Annotated in this window: 15 protein-coding genes and 1 pseudogene; 12 read left to right on the top strand and 4 right to left on the bottom strand. The window is 61.1% G+C overall.

Annotated features, from left to right (window positions below; genetic code table 11):
• Window positions 1-11: 11 nt before the first annotated feature.
• From J3Q04_RS18255 to J3Q04_RS18235, 5 genes are all read left to right on the top strand, one after another.
• Entirely contained in the window at window positions 12-554 is a 543-nt protein-coding gene (locus J3Q04_RS18255) for a DUF2937 family protein (RefSeq protein WP_003184238.1), read from the top strand.
• Window positions 555-847: 293 nt separating this feature from the next.
• Window positions 848-2,134, top strand: a complete 1,287-nt coding sequence (locus tag J3Q04_RS18250) for an MFS transporter (RefSeq protein ID WP_420766678.1) — start codon at window positions 848-850, stop codon at window positions 2,132-2,134.
• A gap of 62 nt (window positions 2,135-2,196) precedes the next feature.
• The gene (locus J3Q04_RS18245; RefSeq protein ID WP_434562868.1) at window positions 2,197-2,949 is read left to right on the top strand and encodes a 5-oxoprolinase subunit PxpA; all 753 of its coding nucleotides are present in this window, start codon (window positions 2,197-2,199) and stop codon (window positions 2,947-2,949) included.
• Window positions 2,946-3,650 (top strand): 5-oxoprolinase subunit PxpB, encoded by a 705-nt coding sequence (gene pxpB, locus J3Q04_RS18240; RefSeq protein ID WP_434610147.1) that lies wholly within the window; start codon window positions 2,946-2,948, stop codon window positions 3,648-3,650. The genes J3Q04_RS18245 and pxpB overlap by 4 nt, the downstream gene beginning before the upstream one ends.
• Entirely contained in the window at window positions 3,647-4,567 is a 921-nt protein-coding gene (locus tag J3Q04_RS18235) for a biotin-dependent carboxyltransferase family protein (RefSeq protein WP_434610149.1), read from the top strand. Before pxpB ends, J3Q04_RS18235 begins: the two co-directional genes overlap by 4 nt.
• A 119-nt stretch (window positions 4,568-4,686) precedes the next feature.
• Here J3Q04_RS18235 and J3Q04_RS18230 read toward each other — a convergent pair whose 3' ends face one another.
• From J3Q04_RS18230 to J3Q04_RS18220, 3 genes are all read right to left on the bottom strand, one after another.
• The gene (locus J3Q04_RS18230) at window positions 4,687-5,865 is read right to left on the bottom strand and encodes a vWA domain-containing protein (RefSeq protein ID WP_003198888.1); all 1,179 of its coding nucleotides are present in this window, start codon (window positions 5,863-5,865) and stop codon (window positions 4,687-4,689) included.
• Window positions 5,866-5,899: 34 nt separating this feature from the next.
• A complete protein-coding gene (locus tag J3Q04_RS18225) occupies window positions 5,900-6,745 on the bottom strand; it encodes an AAA family ATPase (RefSeq protein ID WP_053143593.1) in 846 nt (281 codons plus the stop codon).
• Window positions 6,746-7,051: 306 nt separating this feature from the next.
• Complete coding sequence (locus J3Q04_RS18220) at window positions 7,052-8,128, bottom strand: DUF748 domain-containing protein (RefSeq protein WP_434610153.1); 1,077 nt, start codon at window positions 8,126-8,128, stop codon at window positions 7,052-7,054.
• 126 nt (window positions 8,129-8,254) lie between these two features.
• Here J3Q04_RS18220 and cysK point away from each other — a divergent pair, with 126 nt between their 5' ends.
• The 3 genes from cysK (at window position 8,255) to J3Q04_RS18205 (ending at window position 11,716) form a co-directional block, all read left to right on the top strand.
• Window positions 8,255-9,229 carry a cysteine synthase A gene (cysK, locus tag J3Q04_RS18215; RefSeq protein ID WP_434610156.1) on the top strand — a complete coding sequence of 325 codons (975 nt, stop codon included), beginning with the start codon at window positions 8,255-8,257 and terminating at the stop codon, window positions 9,227-9,229.
• Window positions 9,230-9,578: 349 nt separating this feature from the next.
• Complete coding sequence (locus tag J3Q04_RS18210; protein ID WP_434562878.1) at window positions 9,579-10,517, top strand: aspartyl/asparaginyl beta-hydroxylase domain-containing protein; 939 nt, start codon at window positions 9,579-9,581, stop codon at window positions 10,515-10,517.
• 335 nt (window positions 10,518-10,852) lie between these two features.
• Window positions 10,853-11,716 carry a DMT family transporter gene (locus tag J3Q04_RS18205; protein ID WP_434610159.1) on the top strand — a complete coding sequence of 288 codons (864 nt, stop codon included), beginning with the start codon at window positions 10,853-10,855 and terminating at the stop codon, window positions 11,714-11,716.
• 114 nt (window positions 11,717-11,830) lie between these two features.
• Here the strand turns inward: J3Q04_RS18205 and J3Q04_RS18200 are convergent.
• Window positions 11,831-12,740, bottom strand: a pseudogene (locus tag J3Q04_RS18200) (DMT family transporter).
• Between the two features lie 130 nt (window positions 12,741-12,870).
• Between J3Q04_RS18200 and aceK the strand changes: the two are divergent.
• From aceK to J3Q04_RS18180, 4 genes are all read left to right on the top strand, one after another.
• Window positions 12,871-14,592 carry a bifunctional isocitrate dehydrogenase kinase/phosphatase gene (gene aceK, locus J3Q04_RS18195; protein WP_420766668.1) on the top strand — a complete coding sequence of 574 codons (1,722 nt, stop codon included), beginning with the start codon at window positions 12,871-12,873 and terminating at the stop codon, window positions 14,590-14,592.
• 210 nt (window positions 14,593-14,802) lie between these two features.
• Window positions 14,803-18,714 carry an ATP-dependent RNA helicase HrpA gene (hrpA, locus tag J3Q04_RS18190; RefSeq protein WP_434610162.1) on the top strand — a complete coding sequence of 1,304 codons (3,912 nt, stop codon included), beginning with the start codon at window positions 14,803-14,805 and terminating at the stop codon, window positions 18,712-18,714.
• Window positions 18,715-18,954: 240 nt separating this feature from the next.
• Window positions 18,955-20,076 carry a beta-ketoacyl-ACP synthase III gene (locus tag J3Q04_RS18185; protein ID WP_420766666.1) on the top strand — a complete coding sequence of 374 codons (1,122 nt, stop codon included), beginning with the start codon at window positions 18,955-18,957 and terminating at the stop codon, window positions 20,074-20,076.
• Window positions 20,077-20,365: 289 nt separating this feature from the next.
• Entirely contained in the window at window positions 20,366-21,676 is a 1,311-nt protein-coding gene (locus J3Q04_RS18180) for an OprO/OprP family phosphate-selective porin (protein ID WP_434562888.1), read from the top strand.
• Window positions 21,677-21,751 lie beyond the last annotated feature (75 nt).

The following is a 21,751-nucleotide window of genomic DNA, read 5'->3' as shown; positions in this document are numbered from 1 at the left end:
GACGTCACGTTATGTTGCTCAGTTATCTACGGCTGGTGTTGTTCGCGGTGGGCCTGTTGGTGGGGGTCCAGGTTCCGGGGTTCATCAATGACTACGCCAAGCGGGTCGAGGCTCACCTGATCGAGGCGCAGACTGGCCTGCAAGGTTTCCAGGGCACCGCCAATCAGTTCTTCAAAGGCGACATGCAGGCCCTCGTGGCCCATTACCGCGCCAGCGAAGACCCGATCTTTCGCAGCGATGCCGACAGCCTGAACACCTTGCTCGTGCGCCAGCAGGCCCTGGACAAGCAATTCCAGGCGATGCAAGGCCCGTGGTACATCCGCCTGCTGCAAGTGGCGCTGGCCGCCGATCCGGACATCCGCAAGGAAACCTGGAACGGCTACAGCTACCAGATCCTGCTGACCCCCGAGGCGATGATCTGGGGCATCAGCGGCGCGATGTTGCTGTCGTTCGGCCTGGAATGCCTGTTCCGCCTGATCGACTGGGTGGTGCTGGGCGGCAAGCGCTTGCGCCAGAGCCGGCCGATCGAAGAGCGTGACCTGCGCGGGCTCTAGTGGCGAGGGGATTTATCCCCGCTGGGCTGCAAAGCAGCCCCCATTGCAGTTAATTAGATAATCCTGTTTGGCCTTGTTGGGGGCCGCTTCGCGACCCAGCGGGGATAAATCCCCTCGCCACAACGGTGTCCTCCAAGTTTTCCGGCAATCTTGCCCACCCAATCAAATTTTTCTTATGACCCGGCCAAGGTTTTATTCGTTGGACGGGATCGGCTGCGCGCTCAAGAATCGGGGCAACGGTCTCCGCGCCAGCATCGTCGAGACTCACAACAATAAAACCGTGGAGAACCACCATGAGTGCACCCGACACGCTCGGCGTCCCCCAACCCCAGGCCCGGTCCGGCCCGTTCGATTGGTATCGCAACATCAACCAGCAGGAACGGCGCACCTTCTGGAGCTGCAAGATCGGTTACGCCCTGGACGGCATGGACACGCAAATGCTCAGTTTCGTGGTGCCGACCCTGATCGCGATGTGGGGCATCACCACCGGGCAGGCAGGCCTGATTCACACCAGCACCTTGATCGCCTCCGCCATTGGCGGCTGGGTGGCGGGCATTCTCTCTGACCGCATCGGCCGGGTCCGTACCCTGCAACTGACGGTGCTGTGGTTCGCATTCTTCACTTTTCTGTGCGGCTTTGCCCAGAACTACGAACAACTGTTGATCGCCCGCACGCTGATGGGCTTCGGTTTCGGCGGCGAGTGGACCGCTGGCGCGGTGTTGATGGGCGAAGTCATTCGCGCCAAGGACCGCGGTAAAGCGGTGGGCATGGTGCAATCGGGCTGGGCGCTGGGTTGGGGCATGACGGCGATCCTGTATGCGCTGCTGTTTTCGGTGCTGCCGCCGGAAGACGCCTGGCGCGCACTGTTCATTCTCGGCATCGTGCCCGCCGTGTTCGTGATTTTCGTCCGCCGGTTGGTCAAGGATCCGGAAGTCTATAACCAGACCAAGGCCCGCCTGACGCCGGAAAACCCAGCGAAGTTCTACGAGATTTTCGCCCCCGGCATTCTCTTCACCACGATACGAGCCTCGTTGCTGACCACCGGCGCGCTGGGTGGTTACTACGCGATCACGTCCTGGCTGCCGACTTTTCTCAAGAACGAACGTGGCCTGAGCGTCCTGGGCACCGGTGGCTACTTGGCCATGGTGATCGTCGGCTCCTACGTGGGTTACGTCATCAGTGCGTACCTGTCGGACATCCTGGGACGAAAGAAGAATTTCGTCCTGTATGCCGTAGGCTCGTTCACCATCGTCTTGCTGTACACCCAGGTGCCGGTGAGCAATAACGTGATGCTCTGGCTGGGCTTTCCCCTGGGCTTTTTCGCATCGGGTATGTTCAGTGGCATGGGCTCGTTCCTCACCGAGCTGTTTCCCACGCGCATCCGGGGTTCTGGCCAGGGTTTCTGCTACAACATCGGCAGGGCGGTGGCGGCACTGTTTCCGCTGCTGATCGGTATCTTGAGCCAGAAGGTGCCGTTGAGTGTTGGCATCGGTGCGTTCGCGGCAGTGTCCTACGGCGTGGTGATCCTGGCGGCCCTGAGCCTGCCGGAAACCCAAGGCAAGCAGCTGGAAGCCGAGTAACTGATACCCTGGGGGACGAAGTCCCACAGGCTTAAAAGAAAGAACTTACAGGAGCGTTCACCGTGAACCGCCTGCTATTGAATTGCGACATAGGCGAAAGTTTCGGCAGTTGGACCATGGGTCTGGATGCCGAGGTGATGCCCTTCATCGATTGCGCCAACATCGCCTGCGGTTTCCATGCCGGCGACCCGAGCATCATGCGCAAGACCGTCGGTCTGGCCCTGAGCCACGGCGTGCGGATAGGCGCCCACCCGGCCTATCAGGACCTGGCGGGCTTCGGCCGGCGTTCCATGGCTTATGGCGCCCAGGAACTGCAGGACTTGCTGCATTATCAGATCGGCGCGCTGGACGGCATTTGCCGGGCCCAGGGCGGGCAGGTCAGCTACGTCAAGCCCCACGGCGCGATGTACAACGACATGATGGCCAACCCGGCGCAACTGCGCGCCGTCATCCAGGCCGTTGCCGCTTATGATCGCGGGTTGCCGTTGATGCTCATGGCGACCCGGGACAACAGCGCCGCCCAGGCCCTGGGCGATGAGTATGGCCTGACGCTGTGGTTCGAAGCCTTCGCCGATCGTGCTTATGACAGTGCCGGCCGCCTGGTTTCGCGGCAAACGCCGGGCGCGGTGCATCACGACCCCGAGGTCATCATCGCGCAGGCCCTGACAATTGCTCGCGGCGATCCGTTGACGGCCAGCGATGGCAGCGCCCTGAACCTGCACGCCACTACGTTGTGCGTACATGGCGACAACGCCAGTTCGGTAGCCGCTGTTCAACGCATCCGTGAAGCCCTGGACCGGCAGAGCGCGCCATGAAACCACGCTTGGAAGTGGTGGCGGTGGACTGCCTGATGGTGCGCCTGTTCGACGAAATCGCAGAGGCCAACATGCCTTGGATGCTGGCCGCCAGCGAGCGCCTGCGAGCGGTGTTTGCCGAGCGTTTGATCGACCTGGTGCCGTCCTATACCACGTTGATGGTCCATTACGATTTGCTCGTCCTGAACCCGGTCCAGGCCCGCGAACTGATCGACGAGGCATTGCATAACCTTTCACCGGACGCCCGATCCGCCGGTCAATGCCACGTGCTGCCGGTGTGGTACGACGCTACCGTCGGGCCGGAGTTGGGCCTGCTGGCGAGTCGCAGTGGGCTGACGGTGGAGCAGGTGATCCGGCGCCACAGCGAGCGCGAATACCAGGTATTTGCCCTGGGCTTCGCACCGGGGTTCGCCTTCATGGGGCTGGTGGACGAAGCACTGGCCGCCCCGCGCCTCGACACGCCGCGCAAACGGGTCGCGGCGGGCAGTGTCGGCATTGCCGAACGGCAGACCGCAGCGTATCCGGCGGTGTCGCCCGGCGGTTGGAACCTGATCGGGCGCACCCCGGCCAGACTGTTTGATCGTGAGCGCGACGGCTACAGCCTGATGCAGCCGGGGGACACGGTGCGTTTCGCTGCCGTGGACCACGCCGAATTCATCGCCCTGGGTGGCGACGACACACCGTTGGAGGCCCAGGCATGAGTCGGTTGTTGATCGAGGCCAGCACGCCGCTGTGCCTGTTGCAGGACACCGGCCGCTTCGGCGTGAGGCACTTGGGCGTGACCCAGGGCGGCGCGGCGGATTGGCTGTCGATGGCGTGGGCCAACTGGATGCTCGGCAATGATCTCGACGCGGCGGTGGTGGAGGTTACCCTCGGCGGCTTCACGGTGGTGGCTGAAGAGGATTGTGTGCTGGCCCTGGCCGGAGCGGACCTGGGTGCGCGGATAGACGGCCAGGGCGTGGCGTCGTGGCGCTTTTTCAGCTTGCGCAAGGGCCAGGTGCTGGCGCTGACCCAGCCCGTGCTCGGTGCCCGGGCCTACCTGGCGGCGCCTGGCGGGTTCGATGCACCGCAAGTCCTGGGCAGCCGTTCGACCGTCGTGCGCGAAGAACTTGGTGGCCTGGATGGGCGAGGGCGGGCCCTGGATCGTGGGGCGCGCTTGAGCTATTCAGGCTCGGCGACGCCTCGGCCCATGCCGCACACGCGGATTCCGGATTTCCAGCAGGTGCAGCCGCTGGATCTGATCCTGGGTGCGCAGAATGGCGAGTTCAGCGGACGGAGCCTGTTCGATGCGTTCAACAGCCCGTGGACGCTGGACAGTCGCGCCGACCGCATGGGCATGCGTTTGCTGGGGACTGCGCTGGAGTATCAGGGGCCGGCGATGATCTCGGAGGGCATTCCCCTCGGTGCCGTGCAGGTACCGCCGGACGGCCAGCCGATCGTGTTGCTCAATGATCGGCAAACCATCGGCGGTTACCCACGCCTGGGTGCGTTGACGCCGCTGTCCCTGGCACGGTTGGCGCAATGCCTGCCGGGAACTCAGGTGCGGTTGCGTCCGGTGGTGCAGGCGGTTGCGCATCGGCAGCAGGTGGAGTGTATGCGGGCGCTGTTAAACCGCTAAAAGCATCGTCGGATCGCCGCCCGGAGCAGGCTCGCTCCCACACTGGATCTTCGTCGTATACAAGACCCCTGTGGGAGCGAGCCTGCTCGCGATGAGGCCCTGAAAGGCACCAAAGAACTTTACTTGGAAAGAAACCGCATCCCTTCCTCCAGCCCCCGCAAGGTCAGCGGATACATCCGGTCTTCCACCAGCTCGCGCACGATGTTGGTCGAGGCGGTATAACCCCAGGTGTCTTTGGGGTAGGGATTGATCCAGATGAGTTTCTTGTACTTCTCCATGAAGCGCTGCATCCACACGTAACCGGCTTCTTCGTTCCAGTGCTCGACGCTGCCGCCGGCCTGAGTGATTTCATAGGGCGCCATGGCGGCGTCGCCGATGAAGATCACTTTGTAGTCGGCGCCATACTTGTGCAACAAATCCTGAGTCGACGTGCGCTCCGAGGTACGGCGCAGGTTGTTCTTCCAAACCGATTCATACACAAAGTTATGGAAGTAGAAGTATTCCAGGTGCTTGAACTCGGTCTTGCAGGCCGAGAACAACTCTTCGCAGATCTTCACGTGGGCGTCCATCGAACCGCCGATATCGAACAGCAACAGGAGCTTGACGGTGTTGCGTCGCTCCGGGCGCATCTGGATATTCAGCAGGCCGGCATCCCGGGCGGTGTGGTCGATGGTGCCGTCGATGTCCAGCTCTTCCGCCGCGCCCTGACGGGCAAACTTGCGCAGGCGGCGCAGGGCGATCTTGATGTTGCGGGTGCCCAGTTCGACCTGGTCGTCGAGGTTCTTGTATTCGCGCTGGTCCCAGACCTTGACGGCCTTGCCCTGGCGCTTGCCGGCGTCGCCGACGCGAATGCCTTCGGGGTTGAAGCCGCCGGAACCGAACGGGCTGGTGCCGCCAGTGCCGATCCACTTGTTGCCGCCGGCATGGCGTTCCTTTTGTTCTTCCAGGCGCTTCTTGAATTCTTCGATCAGCTTGTCCAGGCCGCCCAGGGATTGGATCTGCGCCCGTTCCTCGTCGGTCAACGAGCGCTCGAATTCCTTGCGCAGCCAGTCTTCGGGAATCAGCGCCTGGAGGTGATCGTCGAGTTTCTCCAGGCCATTGAAATACGCGGCGAACGCCCGGTCGAACTTGTCGAAATGCCGCTCGTCCTTCACCAGGATGGCCCGGGACAGGTAATAGAACTCATCCATGTCGGCAAAGATCACCCGCTGTTTCAGCGCGTTGATCAGGTCCAGCAGTTCTCGCACCGACACGGGCACCTTGGCGGCGCGCATCTCATTGAACAGGTTAAGCAGCATGGCAATCGCCCTCGCTCTTGTTGGACGAAGAGGATCAGCGAGTGCCGCGACGGCTCATGAACGCCAGGCGCTCAAGCAATTGCACGTCCTGTTCGTTCTTGACCAAGGCGCCGGCCAGCGGCGGAATGGCCTTGGTCGGATCACGCTCGCGCAGCACCGCTTCGCCGATGTTGTCGGCCATCAGCAGCTTGAGCCAATCCACCAACTCGGAGGTGGAAGGCTTTTTCTTCAGGCCCGGGACTTTGCGCACATCGAAAAACACGTCCAGCGCTTCGCTGACCAGGTCCTTCTTGATATCCGGGTAATGCACGTCGACGATTTTCTGCAGGGTGGCGCGGTCGGGAAATGCGATGTAGTGGAAGAAGCAGCGACGCAGGAAGGCGTCCGGCAGTTCCTTTTCGTTGTTGGAGGTAATGATGATGATCGGGCGCTGCTTGGCCTTGATGGTTTCGTCGGTCTCGTAGACGTAGAACTCCATCTTGTCGAGCTCTTGCAGCAGGTCGTTGGGGAACTCGATGTCGGCCTTATCGATCTCGTCGATCAGCAGGATCACCCGTTCTTCGGACTCGAAGGCTTCCCAGAGCTTGCCCTTCTTCAAGTAGTTGCGCACGTCGTGGACCTTGTCCACGCCCAACTGCGAGTCCCGCAGGCGGCTGACCGCATCGTACTCGTACAGGCCCTGGTGGGCCTTGGTGGTGGACTTGATGTGCCAGGTGATCAGGCGCGCGCCGAAGGACTCCGCCAGTTGTTCGGCGAGCATGGTCTTGCCAGTGCCCGGTTCGCCCTTGACCAACAGCGGCCGCTCCAGGGTGATGGCGGCGTTGACGGCCAGTTTCAGGTCATCGGTGGCCACGTAGGCGCTGGTGCCTTCGAACTTCATCTGCAATTCCTCGAACGTGTCGCCGGCCCGGCGAGGCGGGGCGCGCGAAATAAATGTCGTGCCCGACTATACCGCGAGGCCCCGCCGACTGTGAACGCAGACGCTGTATTCAGTCTCTGAATGGAGCGTCACATGTTGACTCAGTCTTGTGCCGAGGGGATTAAGCGAAACGTCGCACCGCTCCGCTGGGCTGTGCAGCAGCCCTAAGGCAGTGAACCCGTTTTACCTTGCACACCGAGTTGCCTGGTTTGGGGCCGCTTCGCACCCTGGCGGGGATGTATCCCCTCGCCACCAATAACGCAAGATCTAATCTTTGGAAGGCGGCGGTTGCTCGTACCGGGCATTGAAGGCCTGTACGAAACCGTTGCGCAGGATTTGCAGGAAGGCTTCGAAGGCACTGATGTTCTGCTGATGCACGTTGCCACTCAGCTCCACCCGCGTGGCGAACTGGTTCTTGCTCTGATTTTTCAGGGCCGTTTCGCCCGTGCCGACCAAGGCTTCCCAGACCGAGCGGAAGATGTTCTTTTTCTCGTTCTCCACGTCCTGCTGCCAATCGAACACGTCGACGTCGCGAAGCAGCGGCTTGATGTAGCCGCTGAGCCGAGCATTGTCAGCTTCGGCTTCGACCACCAGATCGCCGTGACCGGCATTGAAGTCGAATTTCCCATAGGCCGCGGCAAAGTCGTTCAGGCGTTTCAACTCGATGTTTCTGGCCCGCAGACGGAAGTCGAAGTCCTCGAAATTGCTCAAGGGATCGAAGGTCGCTTGCACCTCCAGGGGCGCGTGTTCGGCCACCAGGGCCTTGCCCTCGAACCGGGCGTCGCGCTTGCCTTCGGTGTCGACCACGTTGGTCAGGTTATAGAAGCTGGCGTTGACCTCTGTGGCCCGCAGGTTGACCGGTGGCTTGGAGTTGAAATTGCGAAAGGTGACCTTGCCATCCCGCAGGCGCACTTCGTTGAAGGTGATAGGCAACAGTTTGCTCAACTGCTCGCGCCAGTTGGTGCCCTGGCCGGTCTGGGAGTTTTGCCGGTCGGCCCCGCCGTCGACGAAGTTGACTTCGGGACGGGCAAATTCCACTTCGGCCACCACCGCATGGTCATACCACAGCGAGTGCCAGCTCACGGACAGGTCGACCACCGGAGCATCGACGAATGGCACCGGCACCTTGCCGTCGACCTTGACGATCTTCAAGCCATTGATCCGGTAGGCTCCACGCCAGAGGGCCAGGTCGACATCGACGACCTGGCCGCGGTAATCACCCATGTCCGCCAGTTTGTCGTTGAGGTAGTTGCGCACCAGGTAAGGCAATGCGAAATGCAGGGCCACCAACAGCGCAACGATGGCGACGAAGGCCCACAGTGGCCAGCTGTATCGACGCTTCATGACAGTAGTCTCCGTTGTTAAAGCCATTGACTCTTGTAACAACGGGAACGTTCGGTGCAACTGGACGCCTTTGGGCAACAGGCTTACCTTTAAGCGCTAAATTCCCTCTGCATTAAGGACCCGGTCATGAGTCGTATATACGCTGACAACGCCCATTCCATTGGCAATACGCCACTGGTGCAGATCAATCGCATCGCCCCGCGCGGCGTGACCATCCTGGCCAAGATCGAAGGGCGCAACCCGGGTTATTCGGTCAAGTGCCGGATAGGCGCGAACATGATCTGGGACGCCGAAAGCTCCGGCAAACTCAAGCCCGGCATGACCATCGTCGAACCGACTTCGGGCAACACCGGCATTGGCCTGGCATTCGTGGCCGCCGCCCGTGGCTATAAATTGATGCTGACCATGCCGGCGTCCATGAGCATCGAGCGGCGCAAGGTGCTCAAGGCCCTGGGGGCGGAACTGGTGCTCACCGAGCCGGCCAAGGGCATGAAAGGTGCCATCGAGAAAGCCGCCGAGATCATGGCCAGCGACCCCTCGAAATACTTCATGCCGCAGCAGTTCGAGAATCCGGCCAACCCGGCGATCCACGAGAAAACCACCGGCCCGGAAATCTGGAACGACACCGATGGCGCGGTGGACGTTCTGGTCGCGGGCGTCGGGACGGGCGGAACCATTACCGGTGTCTCGCGGTATATCAAGAATACGTGCGGCAAACCGATCCTGTCGGTGGCGGTAGAGCCCGAGGCTTCCCCGGTGATCACCCAGGTGATGGCGGGGCAGGAAATCAAGCCCAGCCCCCACAAGATCCAGGGTATCGGCGCGGGCTTCGTGCCGAAGAACCTCGATCTGTCGATCGTCGATCAGGTGGAGCGGGTGACCGATGACGAGTCCAAGGCCATGGCCCTGCGCTTGATGCAGGAAGAGGGAATTCTCTGCGGCATCTCTTGCGGCGCGGCGATGGCCGTGGCGGCACGCCTGGCGGAAAAGCCGGAAATGCAGGGCAAGACCATCGTGGTAATCCTGCCGGATTCGGGCGAACGATACCTGTCGAGCATGTTGTTCAGTGACTTGTTTACCGAGCAGGAGACCCAGCAGTAGACCTCTGTGCAATGGCGAAATAGCTTTCTGTGGAAGCTTGATCCATGTGGCGATGGAGCTTGCTCCCGCTGGAATGCGAAGCGCGCCCCGGCGATCCTTGCGGTTGGAGGCGACTGCTGCGCAGTCGAGCGGGAGCAAGCTCCCTAGCCACGAAAAGGAGTCACGTTTGAGAGTGCGTCAGCCAAGGTTCAGGCGACGCATGGTAACAAGGGCTTTGTTGCATTTTTCTCAACGGTGAATGTCGCCTCCGGCGATGTTTAACCTGGACAGGGATATTTAACATGGCCGGCCGCCGCGTCGGGCAGATGGCGTAGCGCAAGTTGCATTTAAACAAGGAGTTGAAAAAGAAATGACCGTTTCGTTTGTCGCGAAGGCTTCGGTATTGCTGCTGTTTTTGGGCAGCACGCTTTACGTGCATTTACGTGGCAAGGCGCGTTTGCCTGTCCTGCGCCAGTTCGTCAACCACTCGGCATTCTTCGCGCCCTATAACGCCCTGATGTACTTGTTCTCCAGCGTGCCGTCCAAGCCTTATCTGGATCGCAGCCAGTTCCCAGAGCTGGATGTGCTCAAGGAGAACTGGCAAGTGATCCGCGACGAAGCCATGCGCCTGTTCGACGAGGGTTATATTCGCGCCGCCGAGAAGAACAACGATGCCGGCTTCGGCTCTTTCTTCAAGAAGGGCTGGAAGCGCTTCTATCTCAAGTGGTATGACAAGCCGCTGCCCTCGGCGAAGCAGCTCTGCCCAAGGACCGTTGAGCTGGTCAATCGAATTCCCAACGTTCGGGGCGCGATGTTTGCCCTGCTGCCGGGCGACAGTCACCTGAACCCCCATCGCGATCCGTTCGCTGGGTCCCTGCGCTATCACCTCGGGTTGTCCACGCCCAACTCCGATGATTGCCGGATCTTCGTAGACGGACAAATCTACGCCTGGCGCGACGGTGAAGACGTCATGTTCGACGAAACCTACGTGCACTGGGTCAAGAACGAAACGCCGCAGACCCGCGTTATCCTGTTCTGCGATGTCGAGCGTCCACTTAAAAACCCGCTGATGACTCGTCTCAATCGCGCTATCAGTGCATTCCTTGGCCGCGCTACCGCGCCGCAGAACCTCGACGACGAACGCGTCGGCGGTATCAACCGGGCCTACGCCTGGAGCAAGTCGTTCAGTGACGGCATCAGCGGTAGGGTCAAGCAATTCAAGCGCAAGCACCCCAAGGCGTATCGGGTGATGCGGCCGGTGCTGGCCGTGGCTGTGCTGACGGCGCTCGGCTACTGGTTGTTTGTTTAAACATTGCGTTACATGTCGAGCGCTGGTTATAGTCAGCGCTCGGTTTTCGAACCCACCCTCCAAGAGATCGGCTCATGCCTTCATTCCCAGTCACCGCGGTCGTGGTCCCAGCGTTCAACGCTGGCGTCGTGCCGTGCGGGAACAGGTCGCCTGAGCAGATCGGTCAATACCCTCCACCTGTCAGTCGCTCACCGGTATACGCCTGCGTATCACCGCCGGGTGTTGGCGTTCAGGGCTGATCGGCAACGGTTGCCGTTCCCTGCGCCCGCCTGAAAAAACGACTGGATTTCAGCTTCGGCTGAGTTGGCTTTTTGCCTGACTACAGGTGGTTTTTCATGTTTTCCTTTTCCAAAAACGCCTTATTGGCGACGGCTTCGACGAGCCTGTTCGTTCTGTTGTGGAGCAGCGGGGCGATCTTCTCCAAATTGGGCCTGGCCCACGCGTCACCTTTCGCCTTCCTGCTGATCCGCTTCGCCATCGCGTTGTGCGCATTGGTGCTGTTGATCCCCATGTTGAAGTTCAAGCTGCCCGGCACCGGCAAGCCGATGCTGTACGCGGCGGCGACGGGACTGGTGCTGTTGGGTGCCTATCAGATTTTCTATCTGCTGGCGCTGCAACTGAACGTCACCCCTGGAGTAATGGCGACGCTCATGGGCGTGCAGCCGATCCTTACCGTGGTGCTCATGGAGCGTCAGCGTTCATGGCAGCGCATGTTCGGCCTGGCGCTGGGGCTGGTGGGGTTGGTGATGGTGGTTTACCAAGGCATTGGCCTGGCCGGCATGTCCCTGGCGGGCATGCTGTGCGGGTTGCTGGCGCTGGTGAGCATGACGGCGGGCTCCATCATGCAGAAGCGCATCACCGACAACCCACTGGGCACGCTGCCGGTGCAGTACCTGGCCGGGCTGGTGTTGTGCTCGGTGTTCGTGCCGTTCCAACCCTTCCACTTCGAGCGCAGCGCGGGTTTCATCGTGCCGGTGTTGTGGATGGGGCTGGTGGTGTCGGTGTTGGCGACGTTGCTGCTGTACCGGCTGATTGCCCGGGGCAATCTGGTCAACGTCACCAGCCTGTTCTACCTGGTGCCGGCGGTGACGGCGATCATGGACTACCTGGTGTTCGGCAACCGGTTGGCGTTGTTGAGCTTGCTGGGGATGGGGTTGATCATCGTGGGGTTGCTGTTTGTGTTTCGTAAAAGTCGCTAGCTGATCGCTGGCAGTTCCACCGCTATCGCGAGCAAGCTCGCTCCCACAAAAGGCTGCGCATAACCCTGTGGGAGCGAGCTTGCTCGCGATGGCCTACTCCGCTACACCGATGAATTACCGGGCAGACGCTCCAACCGGCTTGACCACCCCAGGCTTCAACACCAACCACAACGCCGCCGCAATCAACACCCCGCCATACACATGGGCCATGCCCAGTGGCTCATCCAGCAGCAATGCGCCCCACAGCACGCCGAACGGCGGGATCAGAAAGGTCGTTGTCATGGATTTGACTGGGCCAATGGAGCTGAGCAAGCGGAAATAAAGAATGTACGCCAGCGCCGTACACACCAGGCCCAGGCCCAGCAGCGACAGCCATACGCTCCAGCCGCCCCAGCTGGCCGGTGGTTGGGTGATGACACTGTAGCCAAACAGCGGCAACAGGAAGATCGTGGCGCCGAACATGCTGCCAAGGGCGGACAAGCGGCTGTCCAACCCGCCTTGATGATCGAGCCAGCGCCGGGTCAGAAAACCGGCAAAGCCATAGCAGGTCGTGGCGAGCAGGCAGGCGAGGGCGCCCATCAACAGTTGCTGGTCGAACGCCACCGGACCTGCGCGGGTGAGGATCGCGACGCCCATCAGGCCGAGAAAAACCCCGCTGACCTTGGCCGCCGTGAGTGGCTCACGGAAAAACAACCCACCGATCAGCACGCCCATCAGCGGCGTCGTCGCGTTGAAGATCGCCGAGTAGCCCGCCGGCAACACTTGGGCCGCCAGGGAGTAGAACGTTGCGGGAATGCCGGAATTGATCAAGCCCAAAAACCATCACGGCTTTTAGCTTGCCGCGAAAATTCCAGTCGACACGCATCAGCGCAAGAATGACCAGCAGGCCGACGAAGGCAATGGAGACGCGAAAGAAAGCCGTGGGAATCGTACCGATGACCGGAGCGATAATGCGCATGAACAAGAAGCTCGCGCCCCAGATGGCGGCCAGTGACAGCAAGCGCAGGATATCGACGAGGTTCACGGGTGCATCCTTCCTTGATCGGGTCGCAAGTGTCACCCCGCTAAACACCGATGGCAATGGTTGCGTTGCCCAGGGATTGGCCTCTAAGCTCAGTCGCCAATAACAAGCATGACCCGCCGAGGTTTACCCTATGCCGCAGCCATGGCCCGCGACCGATATCGCCCGTTCGATCCTCGACGGTTTCGACGATTATCGTGAGCATTTCCGGCAGATCACCGACGGCGCCCGCGCCCGGTTCGAGCAGGCGCAATGGTTGGAGGCGCAGGCGGCCTCGGCGGCGCGCATCAATCTGTATGAAGAAAAAGTCTTCGAAACCGTCGCCCGGTTGCGCCAGGCCTTTAGCGCCGAGGCCTTGATGGACGTTGGTTGCTGGCCATTGGTGAAGAGCGCCTATATCAGCCTGATCGACCTGCGCTTCGACGATGAATTGTCGGAGACCTGGTACAACTCGATCTTCTGCGGCCTGTTCAGCCATGATCTGATCAGCGACGGCACCATGTTCATCCACACGACCCGGCCGAGCCTGCGTCGTGCTCGCGCGGCACAGACCCGCACCTATAAACCCGAAGGGCAACTGGACAAAATGCTCGCGGCGATCTTTGCCGATTATCGCTTCAGTGAAGAGTACGCCGACCTGCCCGGCGACCTGCGACGTCTCGAAAGCCAGCTGCGCGAAAACCTGCCGGATTGGGTCTGCAAGGACCCGGAACTGACGGTCGAACTGTTTTCCTCGGTGCTCTATCGCAACAAGGGCGCCTACCTGGTGGGCCGCATCTACACCCATGACGATCAGTGGCCCCTGGTGATCCCGTTGCTGCACCGCGAAGGCCGGGGTATCCAGATCGACGCGCTGATCACCGACGAGGCGCAGGTGTCGATCATCTTCTCGTTCACCCGTTCGTATTTCATGGTGGACGTGCCGGTGCCGGCGGAATTCATTGGCTTTCTCAAGCGCATCCTGCCGGGCAAGCACATTGCCGAGCTGTACACTTCGATTGGTTTCTACAAGCACGGCAAGTCGGAGTTCTACCGGGCGCTGATCAACCACCTGGCGAACACCGATGACCAGTTCATCATGGCGCCTGGCGTGCGCGGCATGGTCATGAGCGTGTTCACCCTGCCGGGCTTCAACACCGTGTTCAAGATCATCAAGGACCGTTTCTCGCCGTCGAAGAACGTCGACCGGGCCACGGTCATCGAGAAATACCGATTGGTGAAAAGCGTTGACCGGGTCGGGCGCATGGCCGACACCCAGGAGTTCGCCGACTTCCGCTTCCCCCTGAGCAAATTCGAGCCGGCCTGCCTGGAAGAACTGCTGGATGTGGCGCCGTCCACGGTGTCGGTGGAGGGCGACACGGTGTTGATCCGCCACTGCTGGACCGAACGCCGGATGACGCCTCTGAACCTCTACCTGGAAAACGCCAACGAAGCTCAGGTGCGCGAGGCGCTGGAAGATTATGGCCTGGCGATCAAGCAACTGGCGGCCGCCAATATCTTCCCCGGCGACATGCTGCTCAAGAACTTCGGCGTAACCCGCCATGGCCGCGTGGTGTTCTACGATTACGATGAGATCTGCTTTCTCACCGAGGCCAACTTCCGCCATATCCCCCAGCCGCGCACGCCGGAAGATGAGATGGCGTCCGAGCCTTGGTATTCCATCGGCCCGCTGGACGTTTTCCCTGAAGAGTTCCCGCCGTTCCTGTTCGCCGACGCCGGGCAGCGCAAGCTGTTCGACCAGTTGCACGGCGAGTTGTACAACGCTGACTACTGGAAAGGCCTGCAGGACGCGATCCGGGCGGGAAAGGTGATCGATGTGTTCCCGTATCGGCGTAAAGACCTGGACAGCGAATAACCAGCAGGCAAGCAAAAGCCACCTGTGGGAGCGAGCTTGCTCGCGATGACGGTGTGCCAGTTAACATCAACGATTGCTGATCCACCGCTATCGCGAGCAAGCTCTCTCCCACAAGGGGACGGTGGTGAGGCCACTTCTGGTGTTCGGCGCAATAGCCGCAAATCTGCGACAATCGCCCCCTCGCTCAAACCGACGAACCCTGCGTACCTGATGACTGACCAAACCCCCGCTATCGACAAACTGCTGAAAAACCTCGATCACGCCATGCTCGCCGACCGGCACCGGTTGCGGCGGCAGTTGCTCGAGCTGCGCAAGAAGCCCGACGAGGCCAAGCTGGCCCAGTGGGTAGCGCGGATGCAAGCGTCGTGCGACCTGGTGCTGGCGCGCAAGGCGAGCGTGCCGTCGATTCGCTACGACGACAACTTGCCGATCGCCGCCAAGCGCGACGAGATCAAGGAGGCGCTGCTCAAGCATCAGGTGCTGATCATCGCCGGAGAAACCGGCTCGGGCAAAACCACCCAGTTGCCGAAGATCTGCCTGGAGATCGGCCGTGGCCAGCAGGGTTTGATCGGCCACACCCAGCCACGCCGCATCGCCGCCCGCAGCGTGGCGAGCCGTGTCGCCGAAGAGCTGGCGACCCCCCTGGGGGCGCTGGTGGGTTATCAGGTGCGTTTCGAGGACCAGAGCGACGCCAACACGCTCATCAAGTTGATGACCGATGGCATCCTGCTGGCGGAAACCCAGAACGACCGCTACCTCGAACGTTACGACACGATCATCGTCGACGAAGCCCACGAGCGCAGCCTGAATATCGACTTCCTGCTGGGCTACCTCAAGACCCTGTTGCCGCGTCGCCCCGATCTGAAAGTCATCATTACGTCGGCGACCATCGACCTGGAGCGTTTCTCCAAGCACTTCGATGACGCCCCCATCGTTGAAGTCTCGGGCCGCACCTTCCCGGTGGAAACCTGGTATCGCCCGCTGACCCTTGAGCAAGACGAGGAGGGTAACCGGGTCGAGGATGACTTGACCGTCGACCAGGCGATTCTCGCCACCCTCGACGAAATCGCTGCTTACGAGCGCAGCGAACGGCGCAGCCCCGGCGACGTGCTGGTGTTCCTGCCGGGCGAGCGGGAGATTCGCGACGCCGCGGAAATGCTGCGCAAGGCCCAACTCAAGCACACCGAGATCCTGCCGCTGTACGCGCGCTTGTCGCCGGCCGAACAACAACGGATCTTCCAGTCCCACCCGGGCCGTCGCGTGGTGCTGGCCACCAACGTCGCCGAAACCTCATTGACCGTGCCGGGTATCCGCTACGTAATCGACAGCGGCACCGCGCGCATCAGCCGCTACAGCTATCGCGCGAAGGTCCAGCGCCTGCCCATCGAAGCCATATCCCAGGCCAGCGCCAACCAGCGCAAAGGCCGTTGCGGGCGGGTCGAGCCGGGGATCTGCGTGCGGTTGTACAGCGAAGAGGATTTCATCAGTCGCCCTGAATTCACCGATCCGGAAATCCTGCGCACCAACCTGGCGGCGGTGATCCTGCAGATGCTGCACCTGCGTCTCGGCGAGATCACCGATTTCCCGTTCATCGAGCCGCCGGACGGCAAGGCCATCAGCGACGGATTCAACCTGCTGCAAGAATTGTCGGCGGTGGACCGTAACAGCCAATTGACGCCGTTGGGTCGGCAATTGGCGCGTTTGCCGGTGGATCCGCGCATGGGCCGCATGCTGTTGGAAGCAGCGAAGCTGGGCAGCCTGCAGGAAGTGCTGATTGTCGCCAGCGCCATGTCGATCCAGGATCCGCGCGAGCGTCCGCCCGAGCGCCAACAGGCCGCCGACCAGGCTCACGCCCAATGGAAGGACGCGGATTCGGACTTCGCCGGGCTGGTCAATCTGTGGCGAGGTTTCGAAGAACAGCGCCAGGCCCTGACCGCCAACCCGCTGCGCAACTGGTGCCGCAAGAACTTCCTGAATTACCTGCGCCTGCGCGAATGGCGTGATTCCCACCGCCAGTTGAGCCTGATCTGCCGCGACATGCAGTTGAGCCTCAACAAAGAGCCGGCCGATTACCCGAAACTGCACAAGGCGGTGCTCTCGGGGCTGTTGAGCCAGATCGGCCAGAAAACCGAAGACGGCGATTACCTCGGCGCTCGCCAGCGGCGCTTCTGGGTCCATCCATCGTCAGGCCTGGGCAAGAAGCGTCCGCAGTGGCTGATGACCGCCGAACTGGTGGAAACCACCAAGTTGTACGCGCGCATGGTGGCGAAGATCGAGCCGGACTGGATCGAACCGCTGGCGGGGCACCTGATCAAGAAAAACCACTTCGAGCCCCATTGGGAGAAGAAGCGCGGGCAAGTGGTGGCTTATGAGCAGATCACCTTGTTCGGGCTGATCGTCGTTGGTCGTCGGCCCGTTCACTACGGGCCGGTGGACCCGGTGGTGTCCCGTGAATTGTTCATCCGCGAGGCGCTGGTGCGTGGCGAGATCCAGTCCAAGGCCAAGTGCCTGAGCGCCAATACGCGGTTGCTTGAACAACTCGACGAGCTCGAAGCCAAGGCCCGTCGCCGCGACATCCTCGCGGACGAGGAAACGCTGTTCGCCTTCTACGACGCGCGCCTGCCTGCCGAAATTCATCAGACCGCGACGTTTGACAGCTGGTATCGGATCAACAGCCAGAAAGATCCGCAGCTGTTGATCATGCGCGAAGAAGACGTGCTGGCCCGGGAGGCCAGCGAGGTGACGGCCAACCAGTACCCCGACACCTTGCGCGTCGGCGACTTGACGTTGCCGTTAAGCTATCACTTCGAGCCCAACCATCCCCGCGACGGCGTCACGTTGCGTGTACCGGCGCCGCTGCTGCCGATGCTGCCACCTGAGCGCCTGGAATGGCTGGTGCCGGGGATGATCGAAGCCAAGTGCATCGCGCTGGTGCGCAACCTGCCCAAGGCCTTGCGCAAGAACTTCGTGCCGGTGCCGGACTTCGTCAAGGCCGCGTTGCAACGCATCACGTTTGCCGAAGGTTCGTTGCCGCAATCCCTGGGGCGCGAATTGCTGCGCATGACCGGTGCGCGGGTCAGCGATGACGCCTGGGCGGAAGCGGCGCAGCAGGTAGAAAGCCATTTGCGCATGAACCTGGAAATCGTCGATGGCCAGGGCAAGTTCCTCGGTGAAGGCCGCGACCTGGCCGAGCTGACGGCGCGTTTTGCCGAGGCCAGCCAGGCCGCCTTGGCCGTGCCGCAAACAGCCAAGAGCCAGGAACCGGTGGAGGCGAAAGTCTTCGCACCGGTGGCCGAGAAAACCCAGCAGAAGATCGCCGGGTTGTCGATGACGGTGTACCCGGCGTTGGTGGAAGAGGGCGGCGTGGTCAAGGAAGGGCGCTTCCCGACCCCGGCCGAAGCCGAGTTCCAGCACCGTCGTGCCTTGCAGCGTTTGCTCATGCAGCAATTGGCCGAAACGGCGAAATTCCTCCGTGGCAAGCTGCCGGGATTGACGGAGTTGGGCCTGCTCTATCGTGAATTGGGGCGCGTCGACGCTCTGGTGGAAGACATCCTGCTGGCGAGCCTCGACAGCTGCATCCTCGAAGGCGAGCCGAGCCTGCCCCGTGACGGTGCCGCGCTGGCGGCCCTGGCCGAACGCAAGCGCGGCGCCTGGACCGAGCACGCCGAACGCCTGGCGAAGCTGACCCTGGACATCCTCAAGCTCTGGCACGGCCTGCAAAAACGCTTCAAGGGCAAGATCGACCTGGCCCAGGCCGTGGCGCTGAACGACATCAAGCAACAGCTCGGCCACTTGGTGTACCCAGGCTTCGTGCGGGAAACCCCCCATCAATGGCTCAAGGAGCTGCCACGCTATCTCAAGGCAATCGAGCAACGTTTCGAGAAGCTGGGCAGCCAGGTCCAGAAGGACCGGGTCTGGAGCGGCGAGCTCTCCAATCTCTGGGCTCAATACCAGGCCCGCGCCAGCAAACACGCCCAGGAAGGCAAGCGCGACCCGCAACTGGAGCTCTACCGTTGGTGGCTGGAGGAATACCGCGTGTCGCTGTTCGCCCAGCAGTTGGGGACCAAGGTGCCGATTTCCGACAAGCGCCTGGGTAAGCAGTGGGGGTTGGTGGAGGGTTGATCAGACCACCACCTATTCCCTGTGGATTCTTGTCTGGTAAAAGGGAACAAGGGCCAAAAGCCAGCGTTTATGGCAAACTTCGCGCCTATAAATACCGGTCCCGTGGTTTTGCTCTTCAAGGTCACGGGCGGATCGGAATAAAGCGATGCCAGGGCTGCTTCCCCGGGATGGGAAAAGTCCCTTTGCGTGTTGGTACGTCGGTGCCAATACTTTCTGCCTGAACAGAATAGAGACACGACCATGCATAACGTCGTCATCAGCGGCACCGGCCTGTACACCCCGGCCAACAGCATCTCCAACGAAGAGCTGGTGCAATCCTTCAATACTTACGTCGCGCAGTTCAACGCCGATAACGCCGAGGCCATCGAGCGCGGCGAAGTGCAAGCATTGACCGAATCCAACGCCGCGTTCATCGAGAAGGCTTCCGGCATCAAGAGCCGCTTTGTCATGGACAAGGACGGCATTCTTGATCCACAACGCATGACGCCGCGCCTGCCCGAGCGCTCCAATGACGAGTGGTCGGTGCTCTGCGAAATGGCCGTCGGCGCCGCGAAGCAGGCCCTGGAACGCGCCGGTCGCACCGCCGCCGACATCGACGGCGTGATCGTGGCTTGTTCGAACTTGCAGCGTCCTTACCCGGCCATCGCCATCGAAGTACAGGAAGCCCTGGGCATCGAAGGTTTCGGTTTCGACATGAACGTGGCCTGTTCTTCGGCGACGTTCGGCATCCAGGCCGCCGCCAACAGCGTGCAACTGGGCCAGGCCCGGGCGATCCTCATGGTCAACCCGGAAGTCTGCACAGGCCACCTGAATTTCCGTGACCGCGACAGCCACTTCATCTTCGGCGACGCGGCCACCGCCGTGATCATCGAGCGCGCGGACCAGGCCACGTCGCCGTATCAGTTCGATGTGGTCAGCACCAAGCTGCTCACCAAGTTTTCCAACAACATCCGCAACAACTTCGGCTTCCTCAACCGCGCGGCGGAGGAGGGCATCGGCACCCGGGACAAACTGTTCGTTCAGGAAGGACGCAAGGTGTTCCGCGACGTCTGCCCGATGGTGGCTGAACTGATCGGCGCCCATTTGGAGGAAAACCAGCTGAACGTCGGCGAAGTGAAGCGATTCTGGCTGCATCAGGCCAACCTGAGCATGAACCAGCTGATCGTGCGCAAGTTGCTGGGACGCGAAGCCAGCGAAGAGGAAGCCCCGGTGATCCTCGACCGCTACGCCAACACCAGCTCGGCCGGCTCGGTGATTTCGTTCCACCTGTATCAGGACGACCTGCCCAGCGGCTCCGTCGCGGTGCTCAGCTCGTTTGGCGCCGGCTATTCGATCGGCAGCGTGATCCTGCGCAAGCGTTGAACTCTCGTTCAATGTAAAAAAACTCCTGTGGGAGCGAGCCTGCTCGCGAAGGCGGAAGATCTGTCAACTTGAATCTGACTGATCCACCGCCTTCGCGAGCAGGCTCGCTCCCACATTTTTGTGGCATTTCTGTTATTCCCTTTCGAAGTAAAAAGTTCCGCTGTCATAAAATCTTTATGTGATAGCAACTTGCCTGACACACCCCGTCGCCAAGATCCCCTCCCAACACCAGCGGGCCCAGTTCCGCGTGTTTTCTAACGCATAGATTACCAGATAGGGGAATTCTTCGATGATCCGTAAGCACTTCGCAGGTTTTGCCGCCAGCGCTCTGGCAATGGCAGTAACCGCCCAGGCTTTCGCCGGCACCGTGACCACAGACGGCGCCGATATCGTGGTCAAGACCAAGGGCGGCCTGGAGGTCGCTACCACTGACAAAGAGTTCAGCTTCAAGCTCGGCGGTCGTTTGCAGGCTGACTACAGCCAGTTCGATGGCATCTACACCGACAACGGTGACAAAGCCGATGCCGCTTACATCCGCCGTGGCTTCCTGGAGTTGTCCGGTGTGCTGTACACGGACTGGGCCTACACCATCAACTACGATTTCTCCCACAACAGCGGCGATTCCGATAACGGCTACTTCGACGAAGCTTCCTTGGCCTACAACGGCTTCAAGCCGGTTTCGATCAAGGTCGGCCGTTTCGACCCGGATTTCGGCCTTGAAAAAGCCACCAGCTCCAAATGGGTCACCGCACCTGAGCGTAATGCCGCCTACGACCTGATCGACTGGGCCAACGGCCACCAGAACGGCCTGGGCCTGCAAGCATCCGGCGTCTTCGCTGATTCGTTCTACGTCTCGGCCGGTGTGTTCAGCAAAGACACCGACGACACCGACGGCAACAGCATCAAGCAAGCCAATGGTCGTTTCGTGTTCGCCCCGATGCACGAAGCTGGCAACGTGCTGCACTTCGGTTTGAACGTGGCCTCGCGCGACGTTTCGGACACCGCATTCGACGCTCGTTATCGCTCCCGTCTGGGCATGCGTGGCGTTGAAACCCTGGGCGGCAATGACGCCGGCCCTAACGGCAACCGTCCGGTCCTGGGCGGCGCCAACAACTCGCCGGCCGGTTCCTACGACACCGACACTGCCTTCGGTCTGGAAGCCGCTTTCGCCATGGGCCCAGCGTCTATCCAGGGTGAATACATCTCCCGCAAGACCAAGGCTGACAGCGACGCCTTCGAAGACCTAAAAGGTCACGGCTTCTACGTCCAGGGTGCCTACACCCTCACTGGTGAATCCCGTGGTTATAAACTCGGCAAATTCGACGCCATCAAGCCTCAGAACAAATCCATCGGCGCTTGGGAAGTGTTCTACCGCTTCGACAGCATGACCGTCGAAGACGACAACATCACCACCGCCTCGGCGACCCGCGAAGTGGGCGATGCCGAAGCCAAGGTGCACAACCTGGGTGTGAACTGGTACGCCAACGAAGCGGTGAAAATCACCGGTGCCTACGTCAAGGCCAAGACCGATAAAGTCACCAACGCCAATGGCGATGATGATGGCGACGGTTTCGTAGTCCGTGCCCAGTACGTGTTCTAAGCCCTTTTGACCTGATACACCGCTGCACTTTCATCCGTTACAGCTCCTTTGAACCCCGCCTCTGGCGGGGTTTTT

This window comes from Pseudomonas sp. D4-21 (assembly GCF_051132125.1).
GTDB lineage: Bacteria > Pseudomonadota > Gammaproteobacteria > Pseudomonadales > Pseudomonadaceae > Aquipseudomonas.
This window is presented reverse-complemented; position numbering and strand designations above follow the sequence as displayed.

Coding starts and splice junctions, on each gene's coding strand:
- J3Q04_RS18255 (WP_003184238.1), top strand. CDS start 12: ATGTTGCTCAGTTATCTACGGCTGGTGTTGTTCGCGGTGGGCCTGTTG.
- J3Q04_RS18250 (WP_420766678.1), top strand. CDS start 848: ATGAGTGCACCCGACACGCTCGGCGTCCCCCAACCCCAGGCCCGGTCC.
- pxpB (WP_434610147.1), top strand. CDS start 2,946: ATGAAACCACGCTTGGAAGTGGTGGCGGTGGACTGCCTGATGGTGCGC.
- J3Q04_RS18235 (WP_434610149.1), top strand. CDS start 3,647: ATGAGTCGGTTGTTGATCGAGGCCAGCACGCCGCTGTGCCTGTTGCAG.
- J3Q04_RS18230 (WP_003198888.1), bottom strand. CDS start 5,865: ATGCTGCTTAACCTGTTCAATGAGATGCGCGCCGCCAAGGTGCCCGTG.
- J3Q04_RS18225 (WP_053143593.1), bottom strand. CDS start 6,745: ATGAAGTTCGAAGGCACCAGCGCCTACGTGGCCACCGATGACCTGAAA.
- J3Q04_RS18220 (WP_434610153.1), bottom strand. CDS start 8,128: ATGAAGCGTCGATACAGCTGGCCACTGTGGGCCTTCGTCGCCATCGTT.
- cysK (WP_434610156.1), top strand. CDS start 8,255: ATGAGTCGTATATACGCTGACAACGCCCATTCCATTGGCAATACGCCA.
- J3Q04_RS18210 (WP_434562878.1), top strand. CDS start 9,579: ATGACCGTTTCGTTTGTCGCGAAGGCTTCGGTATTGCTGCTGTTTTTG.
- J3Q04_RS18205 (WP_434610159.1), top strand. CDS start 10,853: ATGTTTTCCTTTTCCAAAAACGCCTTATTGGCGACGGCTTCGACGAGC.
- aceK (WP_420766668.1), top strand. CDS start 12,871: ATGCCGCAGCCATGGCCCGCGACCGATATCGCCCGTTCGATCCTCGAC.
- hrpA (WP_434610162.1), top strand. CDS start 14,803: ATGACTGACCAAACCCCCGCTATCGACAAACTGCTGAAAAACCTCGAT.
- J3Q04_RS18185 (WP_420766666.1), top strand. CDS start 18,955: ATGCATAACGTCGTCATCAGCGGCACCGGCCTGTACACCCCGGCCAAC.
- J3Q04_RS18180 (WP_434562888.1), top strand. CDS start 20,366: ATGATCCGTAAGCACTTCGCAGGTTTTGCCGCCAGCGCTCTGGCAATG.